Source organism: Massilia sp. UYP11, assembly GCF_050434805.1.
Classification (GTDB): domain Bacteria; phylum Pseudomonadota; class Gammaproteobacteria; order Burkholderiales; family Burkholderiaceae_D; genus Telluria.
Window position 1 is genome coordinate 398,769 of sequence record NZ_JBNDJE010000001.1, and the last position, 25,603, is coordinate 424,371.

Consider the following 25,603-nt stretch of genomic DNA (forward strand, 5'->3'; position numbering starts at 1 on the left):
CCCCAAAAAAAAACCGGGCTTCTCGCGAAGCCCGGTCGTGGTGAAACGCGGTTGTCTGTCAGCGCGGGATGATGGCCCACTGCGGACCACGGCCGTAATCCTGCTTGTCGGCGCGGCCAGTAAATACCGTCCAGGCCTGGGCCGCGTTCGCGATGCCCGAGGTGGCGGCCACGGCCAGCGCCGGCTGCATGTTGGCGGGGTAGCCGAGCGGCGAATCCGAGAAGCCCGACATCCGGCCCGCAGTCCAGTGGCCCTTGGTCGCCGCGCGGAACCAGTCGCTCTGGGCCTGGCTGGCGCATGGCTGGTCGATGTATTTCTGGCCATCCGGGTGGGTCAGCCTCTTGCTTTCGTTCGAGATGCTGTCGCCGCCAAAGTTAAACTGATGCATCGTGGCCAGGTCGGTGAACAGCGGCTGCTTGGCGCCTGGACGGAATTCCAGATAATAGGCCGACGCCTGGATCCAGCAGTAGCCCGGCGTGGTCATGCGGCCGACCGGGTATTTCGCCTTCCAGTTGAGGATCGGCTGCGCCTTGCTGAAGCCAAGTTCCGCCAGGTAGCCGAAGCTCCAGGTCAGGAAGTCGTCCTGCCATGGGGCAGAGGCGCTCACCGCGAAGGCGCCGGCGCCGCTGCCGTCATAGACGCCGAGCTGGTTCGGATTACCGACCACGTAGGTGGCGTGGTAGAAATCCAGGTTGTTGTCGAGCTGCTTGACGAAGTAATCCTTCAGCGTATGGGTGTCCGGCGTGATGTAGGCCGCATGGCCCAGCGTACGCAGCGACCATGCCTGGCCGCGCACCTGCTGCCAGCGCACCAGGCCCTTGCCGTTGCCGGAATTGGCCGGATCGGTGGCCAGGGGGTTGGCCGCGGCCCAGAACTGCAGCTCTTCCAGGTAATAGTAGTCGCCGGTCAGCAGGTAGGGCAGGTAGGCCAGCGAAGGCTGGTGGGCGGTGTCTTCGGTGTTCGGCGTGCTGCACAGGCCCTTGTTGTTGTCGGCGCAGCGCGGCACCGGCAGCGGACCCTTGTGCGCCAGGTTCATGTGGGTCGACAGGTTCTTGTACGCGTCGTTGTCGACGCGCAGCGGGAATCCGGTCTGTTCATCGCGCATGTGGATCGACCAGGTGCCCGAGCCGTCGGCGGCCGCCATCATGGCGTTGCGAGCGCGCATGTCCATCGACAGCAGGTAGGAAACGGTCCAGCTCGGGAGCGGGCCGATGTCGCCGCGGCCGCCGGTGGTGGCCATGTAGGCGACCACCGGGCCGATCGTCATCGGGCCGGTATTGGCGGCCGTGATCTGCTTGCCCATGATCGCCAGCGAGTTTTCGTTGATCTCGATGTTCTGGTCGTAGTTCGAGATCGCCTTCGAGGCGATCAGGTAGGCCGTGTTCGGCCGCACGTGGATGTTCGGCGCGCGGCTGGCGTCCCACCAGCCGCTCTGGTGCCAGCGCGAGTGGTGGTAGTGCGCCATCTGGCTCTTGGCGAAGATCGAGCGGCCGCCGACGTTGACGTTCACGTCGTAGCGCTGGTTGCGTGCGCCGGCCTTGAAGGTCTTGGTGTTCTCGACGATCACGTCGACCCGCGCCTGCTTCGACAGGCCGGCATACCAGCGCACGGCGAAGCTGGCGGTCAGCAGCGGATGTTCGACGCCGGCGGCGTTCTTCAGCGGGGTGCTGAGGATCCATTCGCTGACGACCGGGCCCGACAGCCATTGGACCGGCTTTGGCGAGGCCAGCGCGCCAGCCAGCGAGGCGGTGTACTGCACGCCCTCGTGGGTCAGGACGATGTCGCTGGTCAGGCCACTGGCGGCCAGGTCCTGCAGCGTGAGCGCGCTTTTCTCGGGTGCGGACGTCTTGAGCAGCTGGATCTTCGCGATTTGGCCGACCGCCAGGTTCGGCAGGACGCCGGACACGATCATGTGGCGTACCGAACCGTCGGCATGGGTGGCCTTGACGTCGGTCTGCAGGCGCACCAGGCCGCCGTCCGGCAGGCGCGCTGCCAGGCCTTCGGTCGGGGCCATCTGGCCTTGCGCGACGATCTGGCCGAAGGTGAACGGCACGTTGGTCTGCGCCAGGCCCTGGTTCTGGATCTCGAAGTCGGTCACCCTGGCGCCGGCGACGATCGTGGCCGGGTTGGTCGTGGGCAACGGCGTGAGAATGGTCGGGGCGGTTGGTTGCGGCACGAAGCCGGTGGTGGTTCTGGCCAGGGATGTGCCATCCATGCTGCCGCTCACTACGGCGGCTGCGACATCGTCGTCACCGCCGCCGCCGCCGCATGCGCTCAGCAGGGCTGCGCTCAGTACGGCAGCGAGCATTGCAACGCGGCGCTGGGTATGTGGGAAATCCTGGCTGCCACGTACCGCGCGGCTCGGGGTCATCTGTTCGGTATTCATGGTGGTCGGAAGAGGTTCGCCGGAGAAATAGTTTCTGAATGAAACAGAACTTTACATCGGCCAACTTTTTCCGTGGGGCAATTATTCGCAGTTTTTGCCGATTTCCTGTGCAAAAACAACGAAGATGCCGCCGTTGAAATCAATTAAGACAATAAAGTCAAGAACATTTTTTCAAGAGACGTAGGAAAGCGACAATCTACTTGTCAGGAGTGCATGAATTCAGCGATGAATCTCTGAATTTCCAGCCAAAGATCGCGAGCAACCGTGGCGCGATAGTTCGTATTTACTGATTTTTTGCCGCTTGCCGTGCCGGGATCACTGCGCGGGCAGGGCCGGCACGCGTGAGATCGGGTTGTCATCCGATAATTCTTTTATATGCTAGGATGACAACATCAATGGACCGGCGACATCGCTTTCAGCGCTGCCGTGTGCGGTCATCGACCCTGTTATCAAAGGACATCGTCGCAGCCGATGTGCGACGCCTCATCGGCGCGCTCAGGCTTCGCGGAAATTGATGCAATGCTAAGCACAACCAACCATGTAGCGGCCCGGCTAGCGGCCGGGCGGCCACCGGTCCTGATCGTCATCGTCGATACCGAAGAAGAGTTCGCCTGGGACAAGCCTTTCGACCGCGCCAACACCGGCACCACCTCGGTCGCCGCCCAGCCCCTGATGCACGATCGCGTGTTCGACCGGCTCGGCATCGTGCCCGCCTATATGGTCGATTGGCCGGTCGCCACGGCGCCTGCGGCCGCCGCCACCCTGCGCAGCCTGATGCGCGAGGGGCGTTGCGAGATCGGGACCCAGCTCCATCCGTGGGTCTCGCCGCCGTACGACGAACAGGTGACCGGCTTTAACTCCTACGCCGGCAACCTGCCGCGCGAGCTGGAGCTGGCCAAGGTGCGGATGCTGACCACCGCCATCGGCGACGCCTTCGACCGCATGCCCACCGCCTTCAAGGCCGGGCGCTACGGCCTGGGCCCGCACAGCGCCGAGGCAGTGGCGGCGCTGGGCTATGAGATCGACGCCAGCGTGGTGCCCTACACCCGCTTCGAGGATGCCGGCGCGCCCGACTTTCGCAGCTTCGACGAACATCCCTACTGGTTCGAAGCAGGGGGGCGGCGCCTGCTCGAGCTGCCGGTAACCACCGGCTACGCCGGCTGGCTGCGCGGCATGGGGCCACGCCTGTTCGAGCTGGCCCGCGCGCCAGCGGGACGCGCGCTGCACATGGGCGGCGTGCTGGCGCGCAGCGGCGCGCTGGAGCGTATCCGCCTCAGTCCCGAGGTCGCCACCGGCGCCGAGATGCGGCGCCTGACCCGCGCCCTGCGCGCCAACGGCTGCGAGGTATTCTCGCTGACTTACCATAGCCCATCGCTGGTGCCGGGCCACACGCCCTATGTGCGCGACGCGGCCGAGCGCGAACGGCTGGTGACGACCATTCACGATTACTGCACCTGGTTCCGCGACGAGATCGGCGGCGAATTCCTGAGCATGTCGGCGCTGCCGGCGGCGCTGGGGGCATCCTCGGCGAACGGGCAGGCCAGGGGCGAACCGCAGCTCAGCCAGGGTTGAGGCGCATCCCGGCGCCAGCGCGCCGGCCGCATCAGGCAGCGTGAAGCCGCCTGATCCAGGGCCAGCGATAGGCGTTCAGGTGGTACATGACGCGGACCTCGTCGGTCCAGCGCAGGTGCCACTCCATCACCCGCCCGTAGAACTCGATGCGCGCGAAGCGTGCGGAGTCGATGATCGCGCGCGTGGCTTCCTCGCGCATCAGCAGCGCCGGCGACAGCGCCTTGCCGAAGCCCTCGTCGTACGCGGTTTTCAGTACCACGATGCAGTCGCCGCCCTCGATGCACAGGTCCATCGCCGCCAGCCGTTCGCCGATGAAGTAGCGGTACACGCAGGCCGCGCCAGCGCCGGCGAAGGCTTCGAGCATGGCGCGGTAGAAGCGGCCCTGGGCGTTGTCGCCGGCGACCGCGGTGCCGTCCTTGGCCTTCCAGCCGGCGCTTTCCAGGCGGCCGTAGTCCTCGACCGCGGCCGCCATCTCGTGCGCCGCCCGGCTGGCCTGCAGGCGGGTCGTCACGCCATCGTCCTGCAGGCGCTTGCGCTGCTTGCGCAGGTTGACGCGCAGGTTCTTGCCGCGTCCTTCCCAATAGGCGTCGAAGCTGGCCGGCAGGGTGACACGGGCGGTGTCGATATAGTCCAGCGTGCGCGCGATGGCGTCGTCCGCCGGGCGCTCCATCAGCATCGGGTCGCACTGGGTCAGGCCGAGCATGAAGGCAGGGCCGGGCAGGGCCCGCATCAGGGCCGGCAGGCTCGCGCCGCGCGGCCGCGCGTCGCGCTGCAGCCACAGGCCGACCGGCGCCTGCGAGGGTTGGAAGGTGTTCCAGGCGCCCAGGCGCGACGGCGCCAGGATCGTCGTGACGTCGGTCTGGCCGTCCACCTCGCGCCAGGCCAGCCGCTCGCGGCCGGTTCCGAATGCCGCCAGCGCGGCGACCGCGAATTCGGGCGCCAGCAGCGGCGAGCCGGCGCTGGCCCGGTGCAGGCGGCGCCAGCGCTCCTGGAGCTCGGGCCGCGCCAGGAACTCGGCCGCCGGGACCACTTGCCAGCTCATGCCGCCACCGCCATCGACGCTTCCAGCGCGGCGCGCACCGTGGCCGCCAGCCAGGCGCTCTCGGACGCCGTCAGCTCCTGGTGCACGGGCAGGCCGAACAGGCATCGGCCCAGCGCCGCGCTGTTGGCGCAGGTGGCGGCGTCGACCCCCGGCCACAGGCTGGCGCCGAAGCGCACCATCGGCACGCCGGCCGCGCGCAGGCGCGCGAACAGTTCGGCCGGGCGCTCGGCCAGCAGCGGAAAGACCCACGGACAGGCGCCGGGTGGCAGCGCCGCGAACAGCGGCCGCCAGCCGGGCGCGCCGTCCAGCGCGCGTTCCAGTTCCAGGTAATGGCGGCGCCGTTTCTCGACGATGCGGGCGCGGCCGGCGCCGCGCAGCACGAGACGCGAGAATCGCGACGAGCGGCGGTCGAGCCAGTTGGCATCGAAGGCGAAGCTGCTGTCGGACGAAGAAGGGGCCAGCGCCAGTGGCGCCGTTTCCATGGCCGTGGTGGCGGCCACGGAGCCGGCCGCGCGCGCCTTGATCCGGTTCCACAGCGCGGTCTTGAGCCGCAGCGGCAGCGCTGCGGCCAGGCGCAGCGCCGGCAGGCGACCGTGTCCGAAACTGGCCTCGAGCGCGCCAAGCGCGGCCTTGGCCTCGAAGCCGGCGCCGGCGCCGGCCAGCCGGTCCGGCAGCGCATGCCGGTGCGAGACCAGGCAGCCGCCTTCGAAGATCGGGAAGAATTTCATGCTGCTGCCGATCGCGTAGTCGCCGCTGGCGCCGACCGCCACGCCCTCGCGCTCGCCGAAGAAGCAGTGCGCGCAATCTTCGAGCAGCCCGGCGCCGTGGGCGTCGCACAGGGCGCGCAGGGCGCGCAAGTCCTGGGGAAAGCCGAAGAAATGGGTGGCCATGACGGCTTTCACGCCGGGCGCCATCTTGCGCCGCACGTCCTCCAGGTCGACCGTGGTGTCGGGGTGGACCCGGTAGAACACGACTTCGGCGCCGCGCCAGTGTACCGGCGGGATCATCGACGGGCTGTGGTAAGCCGGCACCAGCACCGTGTCGCCAGGCCCCACGCCGAGCGCGCGTAGCGCCATGCCGATCGCGATCCGGCCGCTCGTCACCAGTTGCACCGCGGGCGCGTCGTCCAGCGCCGGCAGGGGCGCCTGGCGGGCGCCGAACGCGCCCAGCGAGAGCACCGGCACGGAGGGAATGGCGCGGCGCGGCGCGGTACTGTTGTTTATTCTGGGCATGATTTAAATATAACATGGGGGCGGGCGATTCCCGTGCACCGGGAGTCCGCGCGCCGGGCGGCCGATGATGCCGGCATTGCATGCGGGCGGCTTGCGATCGGGCCCGAACTGGTAAGATGGCGGACGCGCCGCGCCCTATCGGTTGGGTGGCGGCCATCGAGACCCGGAACGCGATGAACCACCTGATCCACGACAGCATTTTCGACAGCGCAGCGCGCACCCCCGACGCCCCGGCGCTGGCCTATGGCGCCGAGCGCTGCACCTATGCCGCACTGGCGGCCCGGGTGAGCGCCGCCGCCGCCCTGTTCCTGGCCTGCGGCCTGCGGCCGGGCGAGCGCGTGGCGGTCTACATGGAAAAGCGCATCGAGAACGTGGTCGCCATGTTCGGCGCGGCGGCCGCCGGCTGCGTGTTCGTGCCGGTCAATCCGCTGCTCAAGCCCGAGCAGGTGGCCTACATCCTGGCCGACTGCAATGTGCGCCTGCTGGTGACGACCCCCGAGCGTCGCGCCCAGCTGGCGCCCGCGCTGGCCGGCTGCCCCGACCTGCGCGCGCTGCTGCTGACCGACGGCGCGGCGCCGGCGGATCTCGCCGGCGCGCCGCAGGTGCTGCACTGGCGCGAGCTGGACGCCCACGCCGGCGCCGCCCCGGCGCCGCACCGCCGCATCGACACCGACATGGCGGCCATCCTGTACACGTCGGGCAGCACCGGCGCGCCCAAGGGCGTGGTGCTGTCGCACCGGAACATGGTCGCCGGCGCCGCCAGCGTGGCCGGTTACCTCGGCCTGGGTGCGCAAGACCGGCTGCTGGCGGTGCTGCCGCTGAGTTTCGACTACGGCCTGAGCCAGCTGACCACCGCCTTCCTGCGCGGGGCCAGCGTGGTGCTCATGAATTACCTGTTCCCGAAGGACATCGTGGCCGCCGTGCGCGCCGAGCGCATCACCGGCCTGGCCGCGGTGCCGCCGCTGTGGATCTCCCTGTCGCGCCTGGAGTGGCCGGCCGATTGCAGCCTGCGTTTCATCACCAATTCCGGCGGCGCCATGCCGGTGGCGACCGTCAAGGCGCTGCAGGAAGCGCTGCCGCGCGCCGAGATCTTCCTGATGTACGGCCTGACCGAGGCGTTCCGCTCGACCTATCTGCCGCCGGCCGAGCTGGCGCGCCGCCCGGATTCGATCGGGCGCGCGATACCGAACGCCGAAGTGCTGGTGGTGCGTCCCGACGGCAGCCTGTGCGAGGACGACGAACCGGGAGAACTGGTGCACCGCGGCGCACTGGTGGCGCTGGGCTACTGGAACGACCAGGCGCGCACTGCCCAGCGCTTCCGTCCGGCCCCGGGCCAGGATCCGGCCCTGCCGCTGCCCGAGCTGGCGGTATGGTCGGGCGACACCGTGCGCCGCGACGGCGACGGCTATCTGTATTTCATCGGCCGCGCGGACGAGATGATCAAGGTCTCGGGCTACCGCATCAGCCCGACCGAGATCGAGGGCGTCCTGCATGCGAGCGGCCTGGTGAGCGAGGTGGCGGTGTTCGGCATCGACGACGAGATGCTGGGGAACGCGATCGTGGCGGTGGCGGTGGCCGATCCGCAGGCGGTGGACCGCGCCGGCTTGCTGGCCGAATGCAGGCGCCGGCTGCCGGCCTACATGGTTCCGGCCCATATCGTCCTGCGCGCAGAAGCGCTGCCGCGCAACCCGAACGGCAAGATCGACCGCAACCTGCTGCGCCAGACCTTCCGGCCCGGCCGCTAGGCCGCGCCGCCCACCATCTTTTTTGCTCCGCACGCTCATGACCGGCACCAAGCCCCAGCACGCACCCCAGATCCACTTCCCGGTGGTCGACGACGTCCTCCAGGTCGGCGGCATCCCGCTCACCCGGCTGGCGCAGCGCGTCGGCCGCACACCGTTCTTCGCGGTCGACCGCGCGCTGTGCACGGCCCGGGTGGCCAGCCTGCGCGCGGTGCTGCCGCCGCAGGTTGCGCTGCATTACTCCATCAAGGCCAATCCGATGCCGGCCCTGGTGCAGCACATGGCAGGGCTGGTCGACGGCCTCGACGTGGCGTCGGGCGCGGAACTGCGCACCGCGCTCGACACCGGCAAGGATCCGGCGCGGATCAGCTTTGCCGGCCCGGCCAAGCTGGAGACGGAACTGAGCCAGGCGATCGCCGCCGGCGCATGCCTGAATGTCGAATCCGGGCACGAGCTGGCCAGCATTGCCCGCATCGGCGACGCGACCGGCATCACGCCGCGCGTGGCGCTGCGCATCAATCCGGCGTTCGAGCTGAAATCCTCGGGCATGAAGATGGGCGGCGGCGCCAAGCCCTTCGGCATCGACGCCGAGCTGGCGCCGGCCCTGCTCGGGCAAGTGGCGAGCCTGGGGCTGGATTTCCAGGGCTTCCATATCTTCAGCGGCTCGCAGAGCCTGCGCCTGGACGCGATCCTCGAAGCCCAGTCGCACAGCATCGAGCTGGCCATGCGGCTGGCCGGCGACAGCCCGCTCGCGGTGCGCCACGTGAACATCGGCGGCGGCCTCGGGATCCCGTATTTCCCGGGCGAGCAGCGCATCGACCCGGCGCCGATGGGCGAGCACCTGGCCGCCTGGCTGCCGCGCCTGGCCGCGGCGTTGCCGCAGGCGCGCCTGGCGTTGGAAATGGGACGCTACCTGGTGGGCGAGGCCGGCATCTACGTGACGCGCGTGATCGACCGCAAGGTCTCGCGCGGCGAGGTGTTCCTGGTGCTGGACGGCGGCATGCACCACCACCTGGCCGCATCGGGCAACCTGGGCCAGGTGATCCGCAAGAATTATCCGGTCGTCGTGGGCAACCGCATCAACGCGCGGGGCGATGCGCCCGACAGCGGCCCGGCCTCGGCCACCGGCCCGCTGTGCACGCCGCTCGACATCCTGGCCGAGCGCATGCCGCTGGCCCACGCCCGCATCGGCGACCTGGTGGTGGTGTTCCAGTCCGGCGCCTACGGCGCCAGCGCCAGCCCGGCGATGTTCCTGGGCCATCCGCCGGCGCTGGAAGTGCTGGTCTGAGGTTCAGCGCACGCGCGTCTGGAGCTTGGCGTCGGTCTGGCCCGCGGGGGCGCCCGGCGGCGCGCCTTCCTGCGCCGCCGGCGGCCGGCCCAGGAAGCGCTGCGCCAGGCGATCCAGCAGCGGGTGGCGCAGCGGCGGGATGTCGTCCTTCTGCGGCGCGCGGATCAGGACTTTGTCGAGGGTGATCAGGATCGCGATCACATAATAGATCAGGTCGTAGTACGCCAGGGTCAGGAAGGCGCCGGCGGTCAGGTAGCCGATCATGCTGACGTGGCACATGCGGGCCAGCATCAGGGCCCAGGCCAGGTCTTTCTTGCCTTGGCAGAAGCGGATCACGCGCGAGCCGGTGCGCCAGGCCACCGCGAACATGACCAGGAAGATGACCAGGCCGATGTAGCCCAGCTCGCCCAGGATCTGGAAGTAGATGCTGTGGGCGTCGTAGTAGCGTTCCGGCTCCGGCGCGTACAACATGAACATGTAGGGCGAGAACACGTTGGGGCCGCCGCCGAGCATGAATTCGTTGGCGATGTTGACCGCGAACTTCCAGGAGTTGATGCGGCCGGTCGCCGAGGCGTCTTCCTGGTAGGTCTGGATGGTGTGCATCCGGCCCATCCATTCTTCGGGCATGGCCAGCAGCACCAGTGGCACGACCAGCATGAACACCAGGCCGAGCCTGGCCTTGTAGGGCGACTTGAGCCACAGGAAGAAGCCCATCACGAAGGCGCCCAGCAGGGCGCCGCGCGAATAGGAGCCGATCGCACCCAGCGCGGTCAGCGCGGCAATGGCCAGCACGCCGCGCTTGAGCCACTTGGTGTGGACCTGGGTGACCAGGTAGACCATCAGCGGCGTGATCGTCACCAGCGCCAGCGCCAGCGTGTTGTTGTCGCTGATGAAGCTGGCGCGCGGACCGAGCAGGCCTTCGCCGCCGCCGCTGAAGATGACGAACAGCCCGCTCTTGAAGCCCCAGAAGCCGAGCGAGATCGCCACCACGAAGGCGAGCGCCTGCGCGTCCTTGCGGGTGCGGACCGTCATGATCGTGACGATCACCATCAGCATGATCTTGCTGAACCGGTCCCAGTCGCTCCAGGCCGCGCTCGGCATCTGGGCGAACACGGTGCACAGCGTCATCCAGGAAAAGAAGATCAGCAGCATCCAGACCGGGGGCGACAGCGGAAGCTTTTTCTGCTCCCTCGACAGCACGATCGCGACCAGGGTGACGACACACAGGATCATGGCGAACGGGAAGGTCTGGGCGAAACCGTAGGTCATGCGGTGCGGATTCATCAGGCTGACCAGGCAATAGGCCAGGGCGCCCACCACCGGGCGCTTGAAGATGAAGGGGATGATCGCCACCAGGGCGAACAGCAGGATCAGGTCACGCACGTTTGAGCAGCCTCTCGAACAGGGCCACCGCGCGGCGCGCGTTGGCGCCCCAGGTCAGCTGCTGCTCCTCGATGGCGGCGCGCGCATTGGCCGCCACCTTGTTGCGCAGCGCGACGTCGTCGCACAGGCGCTTGACCGCGCCGGCCAGGCCGCCCGGGACTTCGGGGTCGAACAGCACCGCGTTGTGGTCGGGGCTGAGGATCTCGCGGATGTTCGGCTGGTCCGGGCCGACGATGGCCTTGCCCAGCACCAGGTACTCGAACAGCTTGAGCGGCGAGGCATACTTGACCACGGCCGGCTGCAGTGCGATGTCGAACGCGGCCACGTGGCGCGCCACGTCGTCGCGCCCGACGATGCCGGTGAACTTGACCCGGTGCTCGATGCCGAGCGTGCGCGCCTGCTTTTCGAGGTCGGCGCGCACCGGGCCGTCGCCGACGACCAGCAGGTGGCGGCGCGATTGCGGCGGATCCTGGGCGATCAGGTCGATCACCTTGTCCAGGCCGTGCCAGTCGCGCACGAAACCGGTGAAGCCGAGCACCAGGTATTCCTCCAGGCCCAGCGCGCGCTTGGCGGCCATCACGTCCGGGGCGCCGGCGAAGCGCTCCGGGTCGATCCCGTTCGGAATCACCTCGATGCGCTCGGGCGGCACGCCGTAGGACTGGACGATGTCGCCCAGCACCTTCGTGACCGGCAGCACCATGTCGGCATTGCGCCAGGCATAGGCCTGCGACCAGCGCGCCAGCTTCGTCAGGGCCAGGCCATCGTAGCGCGCGCGCTCTTCCAGGATCGGCGCGTTCACTTCCAGCAGCATCGGGAGCCCGAACTTGCGCGCCACCCACACGCCGGAAGGAAGGAACAGGTTGTAGCGTTCGTACAGGACGTCCGGACGGTGCTGCCGGACCGCCTTCGCCAGGCGCCGGTAGGCCACCAGCGAATACGCGAATTCCATCACTTCATAGAAGGTCTTCGGCAGGTGGCGCTTGAGCCAGGCGACCGGGCCGGCGTCCGAGCCGAACGACTCGGTCTCGGCGCTGGGCGGCGCCACGATCACGACGTCGTGCCCCTGCGCGCGCAGGGCGCGGATCATTTCCTCGATGTGGACGTACTGGCCATCCTTGGAACGGGTGCGGTGGTGGTAGAGGATTTTCACGCGGCTTTTCTCGCCATGATGGATTGGAACAGGTCGATCTGACCCTGGGTGGTCGGTTGCCAGCCGAAGTTCTCGGCATAGCGGCGCGTGGCTGCGTGCTCGGGATAGGCGGCGCGCAGCTGGCCCAGCGCCCGCACCAGGCCCTCCGGGGTCCGCTCGGGCATCAGCACGCCGGCTTCGGGGGCGGCGACGACTTCCGGCGTGCCCCACACATTGCTCGCCACTACCGGCGTGCCGCAGGCCATGGCCTCGAGCAGCACGTTGGCCCAGCCCTCGCGGCTGGAAGCCAGCACCAGCGCGTCGGCGGCATTGTAGTAGTTCTTCAGTTCGGTCTGCGGCACGGCGCCGAGCAGCGTCACGCGGTCCTGGACGCCGAGCTCGCGCGCCAGCTGTTCCAGGTTCTTCCTTTCCGGGCCGATGCCGGCGATCAGCAGGTCGACGTCCGGCAGCCGGGGCAGGGCGCGGATGATCAGGTCGTGCGCCTTGCGCGGGTCGAGCAGGCCGACCGAGAGCAGGGTGAACCGTCCCGGGACCAGGCCCACGGTGGCGCGCGCGGTGGCGCGGTCCATCGGCTGGAAGCGTTCGAGATCGACGCCATTGCGCAGCGGCGTGATGTTATCCGGCGCTACCCCCAGCTGCACCATTTCGTCCTTCAGCGCATTGCACACGGTGATGATGCCGTCTGCCTCGCGCGCCGCCTGCAGGATCAGCCGGCGCGGCTGGTCGAATTGCGGAATCAGGTTGATGTCGGTGCCGCGCGCGGTCACGACGACCGGCTTGTTGAAATACTTGCCGAGCATGACGGCGGCGACGCCGTCCGGATAGAAATAGTGGGCGTCGATGGCGTCGAAATCGTAGCCCTCGTCGAGGATGCGGCCGATGTCCTTGCGCGCCGCGCGCGCCAGTGTATAGGGCGTGTAGTTCATGCCCAGCTTCGGCACCACCAGGTAGCGTGGGTGGGTGACCTGCAGCCCGTTGCGGGTCTCGCGGCGCGGGACCTTGGCCAGGGTCCCGTAATGACCGAAGCGCGCGCCCTTGAGTGGAAACCAGGGGACCGGCGCGACCACGCGCGATTCGACCTGGCCGCTGGCGATCAGGTAGCGCAGCCGGGTCTCCACGAAGATGCCGTGGTTCGGCTGTTCGGAGTTCGGGTACAGGGTACTGAAGGTAAGTAGCTTCATGGTGTGCTGGTCACGGGGCTGGAGAGGCCAGGCTCGGGCCCTGGAATTATTTTGTAAAAATGCAATGTAGTGATTATGCGAAATTTTTTTCCAAACGGAAGCACGATTGACACAAAATACATAAATTTTTGACAACCATGATACTATAATTCAACTTTCAGTCGCGGCATTTGTTTAACGTGTGGCAAGTTTCTTAAGTTCTGTGGAAAAATAGCCCAAGTTCACCGTGCGCTTGCCCGGTTCCTCCTTCTTTACTACTTCCTCCTCCAAGAAAACTATGAAGATCACTATCATTGGCACCGGTTATGTCGGCCTGGTTTCGGGTGCTTGTTTCGCCGACGTCGGCAACACGGTATTGTGCCTGGACGTCAATGACGAAAAAATTTCCATGCTCAAGAATGGCGTCATCCCGATCCACGAACCGGGCCTGGACACCATGGTCGAGCGCAATGCGGCCGCCGGCCGCCTGCTGTTCTCGACCAGCTACGACGAAGCCATGGCGCACGCCGAATGCGTGTTCCTGGCGGTCGGCACCCCGCCCGACGAGGACGGCAGCGCCGACCTCACCCATATCCTGGCCGCCGCCCGTTCGATCGGCCAGCGCATCGAGGCGCCGGTGGTGGTGGTCGACAAGTCGACCGTCCCGGTCGGCACTGCCGACAAGGTGCGCGCCGCGATCCAGGGCGAACTCGACAAGCGCGGCAGCAAGGTCGCGTTCTCGGTGGTCAGCAATCCCGAATTCCTGAAAGAGGGCGCGGCGATCGACGACTTCATGCGTCCCGACCGCATCGTGGTCGGCAGCGACGACGCCACCGCCACCCGCCTGATGCGCCAGCTGTACGCGCCATTCAGCCGCAATCACGAAAAGCTGGTCGAGATGGACGTGCGCAGCGCCGAACTGACCAAGTACGCGGCCAACGCCATGCTGGCCACCCGCATCAGCTTCATGAACGAGCTGGCCAACCTGGCCGAAGTACTGGGCGCCGACATCGAGGCGGTGCGCCACGGCATGGGCCTGGACCCGCGCATCGGCTCGCAGTTCCTGTACGCCGGCATGGGCTACGGCGGCTCCTGCTTCCCGAAGGACGTGAAAGCCCTGGTCAAGACCGGCGCCGACCACGAGCAGACCCTGCACATCCTGGAAGCGACCGAGCGCGTCAACGACAACCAGAAGAACGTGCTGTTCAAGAAGCTGTCGCGCTTCTATGGCGGCGTCGAGCAGCTGAACGGCAAGACGATCGCCCTGTGGGGCCTGTCGTTCAAGCCGAACACCGACGACATGCGCGAAGCGCCGAGCCTGATCCTGCTGAAGGAATTGTTCGCCGCCGGCTGCCGCGTGCGCGCCTACGATCCGGTGGCCAGCAGCGAAGCGCTGCGCGTGCTCGAGCGCGACCACGGCGCTGCCCGCGTCGAGGAGATGCTGACCATCTGCAGCTCGGCCACCGCCGCGGTGAACGATGCCGACGTGCTGGTGCTGGTCACCGAATGGAAGGAATTCCGCGCGCCGGACTTCCGCTACCTGGCCCAGACCCTGCGCGGCAAGGCCATCTTCGACGGCCGCAACATCTATGATCCGGCGGAAGTCGCCGAAGCCGGCCTGGCCTACGAAGGCATCGGCCGCGTCAGCCGGAAGGCCGCCTGATGATCACTGGCACCCAGCGCATCCTGGTCACGGGCGCCGCCGGCTTCGTCGGCAGCTTCGTGGCGACGCGTCTGGCGGCCATGGGCCACCAGGTGGTCGGCTGCGACAACTTCAACGACTACTACGATCCGCGCCTGAAGCACGACCGCGTGGTGGCCTTGCTTGCGCCCGCCGGCGTGCCCTGCCACACGGTGGAGCTCAGCGATGCGGCCCAGGTCGCGGCCTTGTTCGAACGCGAGCGCCCGACCCTGGTGGTGCACCTGGCGGCCCAGGCCGGGGTACGCTACTCGCTGGAGAACCCGGCCGCCTACGTGCAGTCGAACCTGGTCGCCTTCGGCAACATCCTCGAAGCCTGCCGCCACGGCAAGATCGACCACCTGCTGTACGCCAGCAGCAGCAGCGTGTACGGCGCCAACGCCAAGGTGCCGTTCAGCGAGGACGACCAGGTCGACGCGCCGGTCTCGCTGTACGCCGCCACCAAGAAGTCGAACGAGCTGATGGCGCACTCGTACAGCCACCTGTTCAAGCTGCCGGCCACGGGCCTGCGCTTCTTCACGGTCTACGGCCCCTGGGGCCGGCCCGACATGGCCTATTTCAGCTTCGCCGAGAAGATGGCGCGCGGCGCCACGATCCCCGTGTTTGCCGAAGGCCTGCTCACGCGCGACTTCACCTATATCGACGACATCGTCGAAGGCGTGGTGCGCCTGCTGTTCAAGCCGACCCCGGCCGACGCTACCGCCAGCGGCGCGCCGCACACGGTGTTCAATATCGGCAACCACAACCCGGTGCGGGTGCTGGACTTCATCCAGACGCTGGAAGGCGCGATGGGCATCGAGGCGCGCAAGGAATTCCTGCCGATGCAGCCGGGCGACGTGCCGGCCACCCACGCCTCGATCGACAAGCTCAAGGCCTGGGTCGACTTCGCGCCGACCACGCCGCTGGCGACCGGCCTGGCCAGTTTCTGGGCCTGGTACCGCGACTGGGCGCCGGGACGCAAATAGGCAGGAGCCGCGCATGAACGACCAGCCGCAGATCCTGCTGTTCCAGACCACCGACCCGGCCGCGGTGCGCAAACGCCTGTTGCGTTTTCGCGCCGCCTTCCTGAAACTCGGACCGCAGTGCCGCTTCGCCGCCATCTCGTACACGCCGTCGGCGAAGACCGAGGTGCGGCGCGTGGTGCTGGACGGGATCGAGATCGAGCACCATATCTACGGGCCGGACGCCATGGATACCCTCGGCTACCCGGTCAAGGGCGCGGCGCGTCCGTTCAAGCTCATTCCCGGCAACTGCGACCTGCCGCCGCTGCTGTTCCGGCGCGCGCAGCCGCAGTACGCGCAATACTGGGTGGTCGAGGACGACGTCGAATACTCGGGCGACGTCCACGCCCTGTTCGCCGGGCTGGACCGCCGCCAGGGCGACCTGCTGGCGGCGCACCTGGCGCGCGGCTACGATGGCTGGACGTATGCGTCGATGCTGCGCGCGCCCGACGCCGCCGTCACGCCCGCCAGCAGCTGGCTGGTGTTCCTGACTTTCTACCGCATCAGCGGACCGGCGCTGGACCTGATCGACCGCTACTACCGCGCCGGCTGGAACGCGCACAGCGAGAACGCCTGGGCCACCATCCTCAAGCACGGCGGCATGAGCGTGGTCGACTTCGGCGGCAATGGCGAGTTCGTGGCCGAGGAAGACCGCAACAAGCGCTATCAGGGCGTCGCCAACGATGGCTTCGAGAAAAGCGGCAGCTTCGGCACCATGAACATCCGCCTGTGCGCCGGCCCGCAAAAAGACCTGCTGTGGCATCCAATCAAGCCGCCGCGCGCCTGGCTGCGCCAGACCCGCAAGCGCTGGATATCGATCGCCAAATGGTATCTGGACCGGGCCGCGCGCTCGCTGCGCTGACGGTGCGGCCGTCGCCCGGCAACGCAGCGCAGGAACACCGCAAGAAACGCAGCCGAAACACAGCCCTCGAAAAAGAAAAAGAGCCCGCGGTTCATCGAACCGCGGGCTCTTTTTTTGTTCAGGGGCTCAATTTTTTGTTCAGGCCGTGGCGCTCACGCGCAGGAAGGTTTCGAACATCAGCACCGACCACAGCGGGGTGCTGTAGTCCTTGCTGCCGGCGATGTGCTGCTCGACCATCTCGCGCAGGAAGCGCTCGTTGAACATGCCGGTGTCGAGCAGCAGCGGCGACAGCGCCGCCGCGCGCAGCTTCTCACGCAGCGGGCCGCGCAGCCAGGCCGCCAGCGGGATCGAGAAGCCCTTCTTGGCGCGGTACAGCACGTCGTGCGACAGGAACGGCTCGAGCGACTTCTTGAAGATGTACTTGCCTTCGCCGCCACCCAGCTTGATGTCGGGCGGCAGGGTCGAGGCCCAGTCGACGAAGGTATGGTCCAGGAGCGGCACCCGCACCTCGAGCGAGTGCGCCATGCTGGCGCGGTCGACCTTGGTCAGGATGTCGCCCGGCAGCCAGGTCTTGAAGTCGAGGTACTGGATCAGCGACAGCGGATCGTCGGTCGGCGAATTGGCCGCGTGCTCGTGGAACACCTGGATCGCCCCGTAGCCCTGCAGTTCGCGCTTGAACGCATCGGAGAACAACTGGGCCCGGATCCGGTCCGGCATGCGCGACACGCCATGGAAGTAGCCCTCCACCGTGTCGCGCGCCAGCGCCTCGAAGGTGGTCTTGGCGCGGAACATGCGCGGCGCCCAGTCGGCTTTTGGATACAGCTTGCCCAGCGTGCCGAACACGGGTTTGCGCAGGCCGGCGGGCACCTTGTCGCGCACGCGCTGCTCGGCCATCGCGAAGCGGTAGCGGCGGTAGCCGGCGAAGCTCTCGTCGCCGCCGTCGCCCGACAGCGACACCGTGACGTGCTTGCGCGCCAGCTGGCACACGCGGTAGGTCGGGATCGCCGAGCTGTCGGCGAACGGTTCGTCGTACAGCCGGCCCAGGGTGTCGATCAGGCCGTAGTCGTCCTTGTCCACGACCTGGGCGTGGTGGGTGGTGCGGTAGCGCGTCGCCACTTCGCTGGCATACTTCGATTCGTCGTATTCGGGGTCGTCGAAGCCGATCGAGCAGGTCACGACCGAGTCGGGATTCTGCTGCGCCATCATCGCCACCACCGCGCTCGAATCGACGCCGCCCGACAGGAAGGCGCCCAGCGGCACGTCGGCCACCATCTGGCTCTGCACGCATTCCTGCAGGCGCGCCGTCAGTTCCTGTTCGATTTCCTGCATCGGGCGCTGCGGCGCGCGCTGGAACGACAGGTCCCAGTACTGCTCCGGCTTGACCGCCGCATCGCCCACGCGCAACGTGATGCGGTGGCCCGGCGCCAGCTTGAAGGCGCCGTGGAAGATGGTGCGCGGTTCCGGCACGTAGCCGAAGGCGAAGTAATCCTCGACCGCGCGCGGGTTGAGCTTGCGCGACAGTTCGGGGTGGGTCATGATCGACTTCAGCTCGGAGCCGAACACGAACAGGCCGTTCGGCAGCAGCGCGTAGAACATCGGCTTGACGCCAAGGTGGTCGCGCGCCAGGAACAGCGTCTGCTTCTTTTTATCCCAGATGGCGAAGGCGAACATGCCGCGCAGGCGCTGCAGGCAGTCCTGGCCCCAGGCCTGGTAGGCATGCAGCAGCACCTCGGTGTCCGACTTGGTGCGGAAGGCGAAGCCGAGCGCGACCAGCTCGTCGCGCAGCGCGCGGTAATTGTAGATCTCACCATTGAACACCATCACCACGTCGCCCTGGGCGTTGCGGATCGGCTGCTGGCCGCTGGCCAGGTCGATCACCGACAGCCGGCGGTGGCCCATGCCGAGCGCCGTTTCCAGATACAGCTCGCCTTCGTCCGGGCCGCGGTGATGCTGGCTCTCGTTCATGCGGCCCAGCGCCGCGCGGTCGATCTCGCGTGTTCCCTGGGTATCAAAAATGCCGACGATTCCGCACATGCTGGTTCACTTCCTGCTTAATGTAGATTATTTAGGTATTCATGGATTGGCGCAGCCGGGTCGGCGCCTTGCGCGCGGCCAGGCCGTCGTACAGCGCCATATAGGCGCGCAGCATGGCGGCCATGCTGTATTTCTCTTCGATGCGCGCGCGTGCGGCGGCGCCGTGGCGCGCCATCAGGGCCGGGTCCTGCACGTAGCGCGCCAGCGCGTCGGCCAGGGCCTCCACATCGACCGGCACCAGCATGCCGTGCACGCCGTCGACGACCACTTCCGGGATGCCGCCCACGTTCGAGCATACCGACGGCAGAGCGCAAGCCATCGCTTCGAGCAGCGACACCGGCGTGCCCTCGGCCAGCGAGGGCAGGGCGAACACGTCGAAGCCGTGCAGCAGCTCGGCCACGTCGGCGCGGGCGCCGGGCAGCCAGACCACGTCCTGCAGGCGGGCCTGTGCCACCTGCTCGCGGATCGCGCCCAGCAGCGGGCCGTCGCCGACGATGGTCAGGCGCAGGCGCTCGCGCAAGGAAGGCAGGCGCTCGCGCAGCAGGGCGAAAGCGGCCACCAGGCCGCGGTGGTTCTTGACGTCCTGCACCCGCGCCACGGCGCCGATCACGATGTCGTCCGGCCCCCAGGGCGCGGCGGTGACGGCGTGCCCGCGCGGCTTGAAGCGCTCGGTGTCGACCCCGTTCTTGATCAGGTGATTCTTCGCGGCCGGGATGCCGACCACGTCGGCCAGCCAGCGCTGCAGGTCATCGGATACCGGAATATAGCGGTCGATGAACGGCGCCAGGCGGCGGCGCAGGAAGTTGTGCTTCGGGTTCAGGCCATGCGGGTCGGCGGCGTCGCGGCCATGCTCGGCATGGATCCGCACCGGCACCCCGGCCATGGCCGCGGTGAAGCAGAACTCCATCGCCGCCAGGTTGTAGGTGTGCAGGATGGCCGGACGCAGGCGCCGCATCAGCTTCCAGAAGTCGCGGTGCACTTGCAGGCCGTTGCCGGGCGGCTTGTTCAGGGCGAACAGCTCGACCCCGGGCTGGGTGATGCGCTGGGCGAAATCGGAGTAACGCGTCAGGCAGACGACCGCATGCCGGTATTTCTCCGGCGGCAAGCGATTGATGCAGTCGACCAGCAGCGTCTCCAGGCCACCCACGTCGAGCGAATAGACCAGGTGCACGACCAGGGGGCGCTGGAGGGTCAGGACGGACAGCTCGCTATGCATCGCGCCCCCAGTCAATGGTTGCGCGCATGGTCCAGCGCGCGCGTGACCGCCTGGCCCTGGCCCGCCAGGAAGGCGCGCAGGGCGGCGCGCGCGCTTTCCGGATTGTCGCGCACCGGCGCCGACAGCAGCACCACGGCGCCGTCGTCGCCCCGGAAGCGCAGCTTGGCCTGGGCCTGCAGCAGCTTGCCGACGTAGTTGTTGGCCGTCAGGTGGCCGTCGATCGCCATCCACTGCCACACCAGGATCTGGCCGGTCGGACCGTTCAGACGCGTCTCGCGCAGGGTCAGCGGCTGGCCGTCCAGTGTTTCGCTGCGCAGCGCGCCGCCGACGGCGTGCCAGGCGTCGTCCGAGGCGGCCAGGGTGTTGACGGAACTGATCAGGGCCTTGCCGTTGCGCTGGTTGCGGTAATACATGATGTCGAGCGCGACCGGCGGCATGCTTTCGCTGTTGCGGAAAGTGGCGCGGTAGGTCGCATCCGGACCGACCCAGCGCGGGGTCCAGTCGGAGAACGGCGCCACCTGCGGCCAGCCCACCGCCACCGTGGACAGCTGGACCGGCTGCGGATTGAGGTTGGCGGCGTCGTTGTAGCGCGCGAAGCCCGGCCATACGGCGGTGAGCGCCACCACGGCGGCGCACATGGCCGCCATGCGGCCTACCGAAGCCGGAGCAGATGCGAGGCCGGTGGTCATCGCCGGGGTCGCGGACGGGACGGCAGCAGCGGCGACCGGAGGCTCGTCGTCGCGCCAGAAGCTGCCGACCCAGAACATCAGCAGCATCACCAGGCCGAAGAACACCCAGCCATAGATCAGGTGGTCGACGCCGGTGGCCAGTTCCATGCCCGACATGTGGCCGATCATCACGATCATGTAGGCGCGCAGGCCGTTGGCGACGATCGGCACCACGATCGACACCACCACGAACAGCAGTCGTTTGGACAGCGAGCGGTAGGTCAGGTAGGCGTACAGGCAGCCCAGGGTGAACGAGGAAATCAGGTAGCGCACGCCGCTGCAGGCTTCCACCACCGACCAGGAGCCGGTCGGCAGCTCGAAGCGGGTGCCGTTGCGCAGCACCGGGATGCCGGTGGCCTGCACCGCCCACACCGTGAAGTCGGCGGTGAGGTTGATCAAGGGGCCGACGAAGACTTCGCCGAAGGGCACCGCCAGCAGCAGGAACAGGAGCGGAAAGGCGAGCGAGCCCGCCAGGCGCGGGCCCAGCATGGCCAGCGCGATCACCGGGAACATCGAGACGAAGGCATACTGCATCACCACCTGAACCTCGCCCATGCGCGCCAGCAGCCAGCCGGCGCCCAGCATGGCCAGCAGCAGCAGGGCCGGGGCCCAGGGGCGCGCCGGTACGGCGTTGAACACCGCGCGCCGGCGCCAGATCAGCCACAGGCTGATCGGCAGGATGGCGTAGCCATGGGCGAAGGTCTCGGAACTGTTCCAGATCGCCACCAGCGACCCGGCGGTGCCGAGGTAGAGGAAGAAGGGCGCCAGCAGGGCGAGCGCGATCAGCATGGCGCTCGCGGGCGCCAGCGGGGCGGTGGCGGCGCGCGGCGTGGCGCCGGCCAGGTCCTTGGATGGGTTCACGAGCATTCCAGTCGCTCCTCGATGCAGGCCAGGTTGCTCGGCCAGCTGTAATGATGTTCGACCCGCGCCCGTGCGGCGCGGCCCATGTCCCGGTTGTCGCGCGCCAGGAGCGCCGCCAGGGTCGCGACCCAGGCCGGGGCGCCGTCGGCCACCGCCAATTCGCGGTCGGCCACGGCGTCGATGCCTTCCAGCGCCTGCGGCGAGACCACGGTCGGCACCGCCATCGCCATCGCCTCGAGCACCTTGTTCTGGATGCCGCGCGCGATGCGCAGCGGCGCCACCGCCACCGTGGCGTGGCGGACGTAGGGCCGCACGTCGGGCACGGTGCCGGTGACGGTCACGCCCGCGCGCTGGGCCAGCGCCTGCACCTGCGGATTGGGGCGCGAGCCGACGATGTAGAAGCGCAGCGCCGGGTCCTGCGCGCAGAGGGCCGGGAACACGTCGTCGCAGAACCACTGCACGGCGTCGACGTTGGGCCAGTAGTCCATGGCGCCGGTGAACACCAGCGCCCGCTCGTTCGCGGCATAGGGGCTGGCCAGATCGTGCTCGGGCGAGAAATAGTCGGTGTCGACCCCGTTGCTGAAGTGGCCGATGCGGGCCTCGCTCTCGGGCGCCAGCTGGCGGAACAGGTCGGCCTCGGGCTTGGAGACGAACAGCGAGGCGTCGTACTGGCTGGCCACCTGGCGCTCGTAACGCAGCAGCTGGCGCGCCTCGTGGCGGTACAGCCAGCTCATGGGCCACGACTTCTTGTCGGCGTACTGGCGCCACTTGTCGGAGTCGACGTCGCAGAAGTCGATCACGCGGCGCGCGTCGCGCACGCGGTCGGCATATTGCGCCATCGCCGACGAGAACACCAGCACCCGCTTGACGCCGTGCGCGGCCACGGTCTGCTCGACCCAGCGCGCCATGCCCGCGTCCTGATAGTAGTCCAGCGACAGCGAACGGTTCTTGACCAGCGCCCCCAGGCTGCGCACGCGCGCCAGCAGGGGATTCAGGGCCGCGAAATGGCTGCTGGCGCACATCGCCTCGACCTTGGGCACGTGCTGCCAGTCGTCGGCGTCATCGACGAAAGTGGCCAGGTGCACCCGGTAGTCGCGCGCCAGGTGCTTGAGCAGGTTGTACGAGCGGATCTTGTCGCCCTTGTTGGGCGGGTAGGGGATGCGGTGGATCAGCAGCAGCAGGTCTTGCACGGCATTACCCCAGGTTGCGCACGATGTAGGGACCGAGGAAGTTCGCCACCGGCAGCGGCAGCTTCTTCCACATCTTGATGAACAGCTGGTACTTCGGGTTCAGCGGATTGTTGTCCGGCAGCTGGGTCGAGGCGTAGAGTTTGTATTCATACGGCAGCGGCTCGGCCACGAAGCCCCAGTTCTTCTTGAAGTCGTAGGCGCCGGTGCCCAGCTTGCTGCGGCCGAAATCGAAAATGCGGCAGCCGCGCGCGGCGGCCGCCTGCATCAGGTTCCAGTACATGAAGTCATTGCCGGCCACCGAGCGCGCCAGATCGGTGCCGCCGCCGTAGTAGGGCACCACTTCGTCGCGCCAGTAGAACGACAGCACCGAGCCCACCAGACGGTCGTCGGAGGTCAGGATGGTGCGCACCTCGCACTCGTCGCCGAAGGTCTGCTGCAGCAGGGCGAAGTATTTTTTCGGGAACACCGGGGTGCCCAGGCGCAGCACGCTGGTGGCATACGCCTCGAACATGCGGTCGACGTTGTCCTCGACCACGCCGCGCAAATCCAGCTTGATCCCCTTGCGCACCATGGCGCGCTGCTTGCGCGGGATGGCGTTCATATTGGTCTCGTCGTCGCCCGTGATCTCCTTGCGGAAGGTGACGTACAGTTCCTTGGTGTGCCAGGAAGCGTCGCCCGGATGGGCGCGCTGCATGCCGCGGTATTCCAGGTGGCCCACGCCGAGCTTCCTGGCCAGGGCGTCGGCCGCTTCGTCGAGCAGCAGGCGCGCGCCGTCGTCGAGCGCGGCCACGCCGCCGTAGACGCAGAACGGCATCGCGCCCAGCGAGTGGCCGAACAGGCGGCTCTTGATCTCGGCCAACGGCAGCACGCCCTGGATCTGGCCGTCCTGTTCCACGAAGTAGAACCAGGTCTTGATGCCGAACGACTGCTCGATGACCTTCTGCCAGCCCGACAGGTGGAAGAAGGTGGCGCTCGGGCAGGCGCGCACGAAAGCGTCCCAGCGCGCGCAATCCTGCGGCTGCATCAGGCGCACGGTCTGCGCGCTTGCCGCAGTGGCGGGCATGGCACGCTTGGCCTGCGCCGCTTCGATGATCGAGTTCATGGCTTGTCCAGGAAGATACGGTCCATGCGGTCCCACTTGAAGTCGCGCGCCAGCTGTTCCAGGCGGCGCTCCATGCGGTCGATGTTGACGTAGTGGCGGAAGCGCGCCTTGGCGCCCAGGCCCTCGGGGCGCGGCTGGCCGGGATCGACTTCCCACGGGTGGAAGTAGAACAGGGCCGGCTCGCCGTCCTCGCGGTTGACCTTTTCCATCATCCAGCGCGACAGGGCGTAGGGCAGCAGGCGGAAATAGCCGCCGCCGCCGGCCGGCAGGTTGCGGCCCGCCATCTTGACCGTGGTGATCGGCACTTCGAGCAGCCCGTCCGGGCCGTTCGGGTAGAAGGCGAAGCGCGGCGCGTCCGGCATGCCGTAGTGGTCGTGGGCGATCGGATAGATGCTCGAGCTGTACTTGTAGCCGGCGTCGTGCAGCGCGTCCAGCGCCCACAGGTTGGCGTGGCCGATCGAGAAGCTCGGCGCACGGTAGCCCACCACGGCCTGGCCACCGATGTCTTCCAGCAGCGCCTTGCTTGACCTGATGTCGTTGTCGAATTCGGCGCGGCTCTGGTCCGAGGCGCGCAGGTGGCCGTAGCCGTGGCTGGCCAGTTCGTGGCCGGCGGCGACGATCCGGCGCACCATGGCGGGATAGCGCTCGGCGATCCAGCCCAGGGTGAAGAAGGTCGCGCGCACGTCATGGCGCTCGTACAGCGCCAGGATGCGGTCCATATTGGCCTCGACCCGGCATTCGCGGGTCGGCCAGCTGGCGCGGTCGATGTACGGGGCGAAGGCCGAGACCTGGAAATAGTCTTCGACGTCGCAGGTCATTGCATTGCGGATCTTCTCGCCCGGGGCTGGGCGCGGCCGGGCTGCGGGGGCGGTCATTTTCATTGCCGTGTTCCTGAGTGTTATTCTTGGTTGTCCAGGCGCTGGGCGCCGCCGGGCGCGCTGCCGGATGGGGTGGCGGCGATCTTCTTCAAGATCGACAATACCGACACGATCGATTTTTCGAGGCGCATCATGCGTTCGTCGAGCTGCTCGACGCTGGCGCTGCGGCGTTCCCCATGCTGCAGCCCGTGCTGGCCGGAGGTCGCGCGCATGGACTCCGGCTCCGGCTCGCCCAGGCCATCCGGGGCCTGGAACTCGTCCGAGATGTCGCGCACCACTTCCTCGATGTGGGCGCCGGAAAAGCCGTGCAGCTCTTCCAGGTAGCCCATCAGCAGCACGCGGTCCATCAGCGTGTTGGTCTTGCGCGGGATGCCGCCGCTGTAGGCATACACCGCGGCGTGGGCGGCCTCATCGAACGACGGGTCGCCGTTCCAGCCGACCGTGGCCAGGCGGTGCTCGACGTAGGCGCGGGTTTCCTGCGCGTCCATCGGCCCCAGGTGGTAGCTGGCGATCACGCGCTGGCGCAGCTGCTGCATGGTGGGGCTGTGCAGGGTGGCGCGGAACTCCGGCTGGCCGAGCAGGAAGGTCTGCAGCAGCGAGCGGTCGTCGGTCTGGAAATTGGACAGCATGCGCAATTCCTCGACCGTGCGCGCGTTCAGGTTCTGGGCCTCGTCGATCACGAGCAGGGCGCGCTTGCCCTGGCGGTCGACGGCGCGCAAAAACTGTTCCAGGCGATTCAGCAGTTCGGCCTTGCTGGCGCCTTCGTACGGCAGGCCGAAGGCGGAGACCACCATGCGCAGCGTGTCTTCCGGATCGAGGCTGGTGTTGACGATATGGGCCGCGACGATCTGGTCGAGCGGGAGGCGGCCCAGCAGGTTGCGCACCAGCGTGGTCTTGCCGGCGCCGACCTCGCCTGTGATGACGATGAAGCCTTCGCCCTGAGACAGGCCGTAGTCGAGGTAGGCCATGGCGCGCTTGTGGCCTTTCGAACCGAAGAAGAAATGCGGGTCCGGGCGGAGCTGGAAGGGCTTGGCCGACAGGCCGTAGTAGGATTCGTACATCGTGGTTCCGTCGATT

General features: G+C 67.8%; 19 protein-coding genes. 6 read left to right on the forward strand and 13 right to left on the reverse strand.

Annotated features, from left to right (window positions below):
• Positions 1 to 58 precede the first annotated feature (58 nt).
• Positions 59 to 2,386 carry a hypothetical protein gene (locus ABIB38_RS01785; protein ID WP_429201235.1) on the reverse strand — a complete coding sequence of 776 codons (2,328 nt, stop codon included), beginning with the start codon at positions 2,384 to 2,386 and terminating at the stop codon, positions 59 to 61.
• Between the two features lie 519 nt (positions 2,387 to 2,905).
• Here ABIB38_RS01785 and ABIB38_RS01790 point away from each other — a divergent pair.
• A complete protein-coding gene (locus tag ABIB38_RS01790) occupies positions 2,906 to 3,958 on the forward strand; it encodes a polysaccharide deacetylase family protein (protein WP_429201237.1) in 1,053 nt (350 codons plus the stop codon).
• Between the two features lie 31 nt (positions 3,959 to 3,989).
• Here the strand turns inward: ABIB38_RS01790 and ABIB38_RS01795 are convergent, their stop codons facing one another.
• Positions 3,990 to 5,000: a GNAT family N-acetyltransferase gene (locus tag ABIB38_RS01795; protein ID WP_429201239.1), complete on the reverse strand. Its 1,011-nt coding sequence runs from the start codon at positions 4,998 to 5,000 to the stop codon at positions 3,990 to 3,992.
• Positions 4,997 to 6,232: an aminotransferase class I/II-fold pyridoxal phosphate-dependent enzyme gene (locus ABIB38_RS01800; RefSeq protein ID WP_429201241.1), complete on the reverse strand. Its 1,236-nt coding sequence runs from the start codon at positions 6,230 to 6,232 to the stop codon at positions 4,997 to 4,999. The genes ABIB38_RS01795 and ABIB38_RS01800 overlap by 4 nt, the downstream gene beginning before the upstream one ends.
• A gap of 173 nt (positions 6,233 to 6,405) precedes the next feature.
• On the opposite strand from ABIB38_RS01800, the gene ABIB38_RS01805 reads away from it, so the two are divergent.
• Positions 6,406 to 7,977 carry an acyl-CoA ligase (AMP-forming), exosortase A system-associated gene (locus ABIB38_RS01805; protein WP_429201243.1) on the forward strand — a complete coding sequence of 524 codons (1,572 nt, stop codon included), beginning with the start codon at positions 6,406 to 6,408 and terminating at the stop codon, positions 7,975 to 7,977.
• 37 nt (positions 7,978 to 8,014) lie between these two features.
• A complete protein-coding gene (locus ABIB38_RS01810; RefSeq protein WP_429201245.1) occupies positions 8,015 to 9,262 on the forward strand; it encodes a pyridoxal-dependent decarboxylase, exosortase A system-associated in 1,248 nt (415 codons plus the stop codon).
• Between the two features lie 3 nt (positions 9,263 to 9,265).
• Here ABIB38_RS01810 and ABIB38_RS01815 read toward each other — a convergent pair whose 3' ends face one another.
• From ABIB38_RS01815 to ABIB38_RS01825, 3 genes are read right to left on the reverse strand one after another with little or no spacing between them, the layout of a single operon-like run.
• Positions 9,266 to 10,645: a putative O-glycosylation ligase, exosortase A system-associated gene (locus tag ABIB38_RS01815; protein ID WP_429201247.1), complete on the reverse strand. Its 1,380-nt coding sequence runs from the start codon at positions 10,643 to 10,645 to the stop codon at positions 9,266 to 9,268.
• A complete protein-coding gene (locus tag ABIB38_RS01820; RefSeq protein WP_429201249.1) occupies positions 10,638 to 11,795 on the reverse strand; it encodes a glycosyltransferase family 4 protein in 1,158 nt (385 codons plus the stop codon). Before ABIB38_RS01820 ends, ABIB38_RS01815 begins: the two co-directional genes overlap by 8 nt.
• Positions 11,792 to 12,976 (reverse strand): glycosyltransferase family 4 protein, encoded by a 1,185-nt coding sequence (locus ABIB38_RS01825; RefSeq protein WP_429201251.1) that lies wholly within the window; start codon positions 12,974 to 12,976, stop codon positions 11,792 to 11,794. Before ABIB38_RS01825 ends, ABIB38_RS01820 begins: the two co-directional genes overlap by 4 nt.
• A gap of 277 nt (positions 12,977 to 13,253) precedes the next feature.
• Here ABIB38_RS01825 and ABIB38_RS01830 point away from each other — a divergent pair, with 277 nt between their 5' ends.
• From ABIB38_RS01830 to ABIB38_RS01840, 3 genes are read left to right on the forward strand one after another with little or no spacing between them, the layout of a single operon-like run.
• Positions 13,254 to 14,618: a UDP-glucose dehydrogenase family protein gene (locus ABIB38_RS01830; RefSeq protein ID WP_429201253.1), complete on the forward strand. Its 1,365-nt coding sequence runs from the start codon at positions 13,254 to 13,256 to the stop codon at positions 14,616 to 14,618.
• The gene (locus tag ABIB38_RS01835; RefSeq protein WP_429201255.1) at positions 14,618 to 15,619 is read left to right on the forward strand and encodes an NAD-dependent epimerase/dehydratase family protein; all 1,002 of its coding nucleotides are present in this window, start codon (positions 14,618 to 14,620) and stop codon (positions 15,617 to 15,619) included. Before ABIB38_RS01830 ends, ABIB38_RS01835 begins: the two co-directional genes overlap by 1 nt.
• A 13-nt stretch (positions 15,620 to 15,632) precedes the next feature.
• Positions 15,633 to 16,517, forward strand: a complete 885-nt coding sequence (locus ABIB38_RS01840) for a hypothetical protein (RefSeq protein WP_429201257.1) — start codon at positions 15,633 to 15,635, stop codon at positions 16,515 to 16,517.
• Positions 16,518 to 16,655: 138 nt separating this feature from the next.
• Here ABIB38_RS01840 and ABIB38_RS01845 read toward each other — a convergent pair whose 3' ends face one another.
• From ABIB38_RS01845 to ABIB38_RS01875, 7 genes are read right to left on the reverse strand one after another with little or no spacing between them, the layout of a single operon-like run.
• Positions 16,656 to 18,551 (reverse strand): XrtA/PEP-CTERM system amidotransferase, encoded by a 1,896-nt coding sequence (locus tag ABIB38_RS01845; RefSeq protein WP_429201259.1) that lies wholly within the window; start codon positions 18,549 to 18,551, stop codon positions 16,656 to 16,658.
• Positions 18,552 to 18,582: 31 nt separating this feature from the next.
• Positions 18,583 to 19,767, reverse strand: coding sequence for a TIGR03088 family PEP-CTERM/XrtA system glycosyltransferase (locus ABIB38_RS01850; RefSeq protein WP_429201261.1), 1,185 nt, complete (start codon positions 19,765 to 19,767; stop codon positions 18,583 to 18,585).
• Between the two features lie 11 nt (positions 19,768 to 19,778).
• A complete protein-coding gene (xrtA, locus tag ABIB38_RS01855) occupies positions 19,779 to 21,362 on the reverse strand; it encodes an exosortase A (protein WP_429201263.1) in 1,584 nt (527 codons plus the stop codon).
• The gene (locus ABIB38_RS01860) at positions 21,353 to 22,546 is read right to left on the reverse strand and encodes a TIGR03087 family PEP-CTERM/XrtA system glycosyltransferase (protein WP_429201265.1); all 1,194 of its coding nucleotides are present in this window, start codon (positions 22,544 to 22,546) and stop codon (positions 21,353 to 21,355) included. The genes xrtA and ABIB38_RS01860 overlap by 10 nt, the downstream gene beginning before the upstream one ends.
• Before the next feature lie 4 nt (positions 22,547 to 22,550).
• Complete coding sequence (locus tag ABIB38_RS01865; protein WP_429201267.1) at positions 22,551 to 23,648, reverse strand: FemAB family XrtA/PEP-CTERM system-associated protein; 1,098 nt, start codon at positions 23,646 to 23,648, stop codon at positions 22,551 to 22,553.
• Complete coding sequence (locus ABIB38_RS01870) at positions 23,645 to 24,529, reverse strand: XrtA system polysaccharide deacetylase (protein ID WP_429201269.1); 885 nt, start codon at positions 24,527 to 24,529, stop codon at positions 23,645 to 23,647. Before ABIB38_RS01870 ends, ABIB38_RS01865 begins: the two co-directional genes overlap by 4 nt.
• A 17-nt stretch (positions 24,530 to 24,546) precedes the next feature.
• On the reverse strand, positions 24,547 to 25,587 hold the full coding sequence (locus ABIB38_RS01875) for an XrtA/PEP-CTERM system-associated ATPase (protein WP_429201271.1): 1,041 nt from the start codon (positions 25,585 to 25,587) through the stop codon (positions 24,547 to 24,549).
• Between the last annotated feature and the right edge of the window lie 16 nt (positions 25,588 to 25,603).

Excerpts from the sequence above, each read along its gene's own strand:
- ABIB38_RS01840 (WP_429201257.1), top strand. The coding sequence starts at position 15,633 with ATGAACGACCAGCCGCAGATCCTGCTGTTCCAGACCACCGACCCGGCC.
- ABIB38_RS01850 (WP_429201261.1), bottom strand. The coding sequence starts at position 19,767 with ATGCATAGCGAGCTGTCCGTCCTGACCCTCCAGCGCCCCCTGGTCGTG.
- ABIB38_RS01875 (WP_429201271.1), bottom strand. The coding sequence starts at position 25,587 with ATGTACGAATCCTACTACGGCCTGTCGGCCAAGCCCTTCCAGCTCCGC.
- ABIB38_RS01810 (WP_429201245.1), top strand. The coding sequence starts at position 8,015 with ATGACCGGCACCAAGCCCCAGCACGCACCCCAGATCCACTTCCCGGTG.
- ABIB38_RS01825 (WP_429201251.1), bottom strand. The coding sequence starts at position 12,976 with ATGAAGCTACTTACCTTCAGTACCCTGTACCCGAACTCCGAACAGCCG.
- ABIB38_RS01865 (WP_429201267.1), bottom strand. The coding sequence starts at position 23,648 with ATGAACTCGATCATCGAAGCGGCGCAGGCCAAGCGTGCCATGCCCGCC.
- ABIB38_RS01805 (WP_429201243.1), top strand. The coding sequence starts at position 6,406 with ATGAACCACCTGATCCACGACAGCATTTTCGACAGCGCAGCGCGCACC.
- ABIB38_RS01845 (WP_429201259.1), bottom strand. The coding sequence starts at position 18,551 with ATGTGCGGAATCGTCGGCATTTTTGATACCCAGGGAACACGCGAGATC.
- ABIB38_RS01830 (WP_429201253.1), top strand. The coding sequence starts at position 13,254 with ATGAAGATCACTATCATTGGCACCGGTTATGTCGGCCTGGTTTCGGGT.
- ABIB38_RS01785 (WP_429201235.1), bottom strand. The coding sequence starts at position 2,386 with ATGAATACCGAACAGATGACCCCGAGCCGCGCGGTACGTGGCAGCCAG.
- ABIB38_RS01790 (WP_429201237.1), top strand. The coding sequence starts at position 2,906 with ATGCTAAGCACAACCAACCATGTAGCGGCCCGGCTAGCGGCCGGGCGG.
- ABIB38_RS01870 (WP_429201269.1), bottom strand. The coding sequence starts at position 24,529 with ATGAAAATGACCGCCCCCGCAGCCCGGCCGCGCCCAGCCCCGGGCGAG.
- ABIB38_RS01835 (WP_429201255.1), top strand. The coding sequence starts at position 14,618 with ATGATCACTGGCACCCAGCGCATCCTGGTCACGGGCGCCGCCGGCTTC.
- ABIB38_RS01800 (WP_429201241.1), bottom strand. The coding sequence starts at position 6,232 with ATGCCCAGAATAAACAACAGTACCGCGCCGCGCCGCGCCATTCCCTCC.
- ABIB38_RS01795 (WP_429201239.1), bottom strand. The coding sequence starts at position 5,000 with ATGAGCTGGCAAGTGGTCCCGGCGGCCGAGTTCCTGGCGCGGCCCGAG.
- xrtA (WP_429201263.1), bottom strand. The coding sequence starts at position 21,362 with ATGCTCGTGAACCCATCCAAGGACCTGGCCGGCGCCACGCCGCGCGCC.